At 25.7% G+C, this 3,105-nt stretch carries 3 protein-coding genes; all 3 read left to right on the forward strand.

Annotated features, from left to right (window positions below):
- Nucleotides 1-533 precede the first annotated feature (533 nt).
- The gene (locus KQ44_RS01800; RefSeq protein WP_008727272.1) at nt 534-755 is read left to right on the forward strand and encodes a DUF6290 family protein; all 222 of its coding nucleotides are present in this window, start codon (nt 534-536) and stop codon (nt 753-755) included.
- A 163-nt stretch (nt 756-918) separates the two neighbouring features.
- Nucleotides 919-1,956 carry a DNA cytosine methyltransferase gene (locus KQ44_RS01805; protein WP_020003674.1) on the forward strand — a complete coding sequence of 346 codons (1,038 nt, stop codon included), beginning with the start codon at nt 919-921 and terminating at the stop codon, nt 1,954-1,956.
- Nucleotides 1,953-2,993 (forward strand): DUF262 domain-containing protein, encoded by a 1,041-nt coding sequence (locus KQ44_RS01810; RefSeq protein WP_020003675.1) that lies wholly within the window; start codon nt 1,953-1,955, stop codon nt 2,991-2,993. The genes KQ44_RS01805 and KQ44_RS01810 overlap by 4 nt, the downstream gene beginning before the upstream one ends.
- The last annotated feature ends 112 nt before the right edge of the window (nt 2,994-3,105 follow it).

The raw sequence follows: 3,105 nt of genomic DNA on the forward strand, positions 1-3,105 counted from the left end.
CGTTTTTACATTATAATAATATCACTAATTTTATCAGTACCCCCTAATAAAAAAATTATCGCCATGCACAAAAGACTCCCCACTCGTTGCACCAAGTAAAAGCCTGCAGAGATTTTACCCACCCCCGCCAAGCAAATATAAATCACTTATAATTTTATTAAATAAAAAAGTTAAAAAATTATTATTTTTTTGTAGAAAAAGTATTGACAAAATCATCAAGTGTGGTATAATATAATTAATCCTAAAGAAATGAAGGAGGTAATTATGGAAGTCTTAACTTTCATAGCTACAATTATTGATATCCTGACACTTATCGTAATTGTGGTTAAGCTAATAAAAATTAAAAAATAATTTTTATTAGTTACGAAAGGGAGCTAAGTTAGCCGACTTGGCTCCTGACTTCCATAGTTAATATTATATACATTATAAAGGAGTTGTCAAGATGTTAACAACTTTAAATGCAATATTATCTGTAGTATCATTATCACTTAATATAGTAGTATTAGTTCTTTTATTAAAAAGAGGCCATAATAATGGATAATAAAAAAAATAGCTGGGGCGGTGCTAGAGCAAATACAGGCGGAGCTCGTGAAGGTTCAGGCAGAAAAAGAATAACAGAAGATAGGCTTGATATCAAATTATATATGCGTGTTAGTGAAAAAGAACAGCTCTTAATAAAAGAAAAAGCAGAACAGAATAATGTCAGTGTATCTCAATATATTAGAGATGCTGTATTAAAAGAATTAAATATATAATTTATTAATTATAGGTGTTGCGATAATAAAGGTTATCGCAACATATATGCATTATTTTTTGTGATATATATTTACAATAGAAAATAATATATAAAATCTGGAATTTTTTTATAAATTAAAATATAATCATTATAGTAATATTAATTAGTTGTATATAAGAAATATGGATAAAGATATAAAGGTTATTGACTTATTTTGTGGTATAGGCGGATTAACTTATGGCTTAAAGAAAGCTGGGCTTAATGTTATACTTGGTATAGATATAGATAATTCATGTAAATATATTTATGAAACTAATAATAATGCCCCATTTATGTGTAAAGATATAAAAACGTTAGATCCAAATACATTAAAGTCATATTTTTCTAAAAATGATATTAAAATATTAGTTGGGTGTGCTCCTTGTCAACCATTTTCATCTCAAACATTTAAATATAATGCCTCTAAACTACATAAAGATAGAGATTTATTAGATTATTTTTTGAAAATAATAAAAAAAATAGAACCTGATATTGTTTCAATGGAAAATGTACCAGCTATAACTAAACAGGATGTATTTTATAATTTTATTTCATATTTGAAAAAAAAACATTATGGTGTAAGTTATTCATTTATATTAGCTCAAAACTATGGTGTTCCTCAAAATAGACGTAGATTGGTATTATTAGCTTCTAAATATGGAACTATAAATATTTTACCAGAAACTCATAATAAATCAAATTATGTTAAAGTAAAAGATATTATAAAAACATTACCTCCTATAAAAGCAGGTGAAACTTACTATATAGACCCTATGCATAAAGCTAAAAATTTGGAAGATATTAATATAAAAAGAATAAAACAATCAAAACCAAAAGGAAGTTGGAAAGATTGGGATGAGTCTCTTTTGCCAAATTGTTATAAAAAGCCTTCTGGAAGTAGTTATACTTCTGTTTATGGTCGTATGAGTTTTGATGATATATCTCCAACAATAACTACACAATTTTATAATTATGGCTCAGGAAGATTTGGACATCCAGAACAAGATAGAGCTATATCTTTAAGAGAAGGGGCTCTTTTACAAACTTTTCCTATAGAATATGATTTTGGTAATGATATAAATTTTACAAAAACAGGTAGACATATTGGAAACGCTGTACCACCAAAATTAGCAGAAATTATAGGTAAATCAATTTTAGAACATATAAGGAAATATGTATGAAAAAAAAAGAAATTACTTATTCTAATAAAGAAGAAGCTGAAAAACAAATAAAAGCAAAGCAAAGAGAAATAGAATACGATACTAAAGATTATACAATAGAATATATAGTTGATAAGTTCAAAAAAGAAGAATTTTTTATTCCACCTTATCAAAGAAAATTTGTTTGGAACAATAAATATAAAAATAGTTTTATAGAATCTATATTTTTAGGACTTCCAATACCATTTATGTTTTTTAGTGATACTGAAGATGGTAGTTTAGAAATTATAGATGGAGCACAAAGAGTTCAAACTTTAGCAGCATTTATTGGAAATGAAATTATATTAGATGACTTAAAGGAACTTAATTCATTAAATGGATTTACTTTTGAAGATTTATTGGATTCTCAAAAAAGAAAATTTCAAAACAAAACTATGAGGGTTATTGTATTAAAAGAAACTACACCTGAACATATTAGATATGAACTTTTTAATAGAATCAATACATGTGGCGTACATGCTAATGCATCTGAAATAAGACGTGGATCTTATAGTGGTGAACTTACTAAGTTAATAGAAGAGTGTTCAAAAAATGAAAAATTTAAACGATTAGCTCCTATGAATCAAAATAGAGAAAAAAGATATGAAAGATTTGAATTAGTTTTAAGGTTTTTTGCATATTTAAATACTTATGAAGAATTTAAACAAAGTGTTAGTCCATTTTTAGATAATTATTTAAAGGATAATTTAAATAGTATTGATGTAGAAAAGTTCAGAGAAGAATTTAATAATATGTTAGATTTTGTTGAAAATAATTTTAAGTATGGTTTTGCTAAACCTCAAACTCCTAATACAACACCTAGGGTACGGTTTGAAGCTATAGCAATAGGATCTGCTCTTGCTTTGAGAAAAAATAAAAATTTAAAAGTAAAAAATGTAGACTGGATTAATTCAGATGAATTTAAAGAATATACTACTTCTGATGCTAGTAATAGCCAAGGAAAATTAAAAAGAAGAATAGAATATGTTAGAGATAGACTTTTAGAAAATAGTATTTAATATAGAGTTTTAATATGAACAATACAAAAGATATTTTTGCTAATAGAAAAAAGAAGTTAACTTGTTCTTTAAAAAATTATATATCATTAATAATCGTATAAACTCTGGTAAA

This window comes from Brachyspira sp. G79 (assembly GCF_002379365.1).
Classification (GTDB): Bacteria; Spirochaetota; Brachyspiria; order Brachyspirales; family Brachyspiraceae; genus Brachyspira.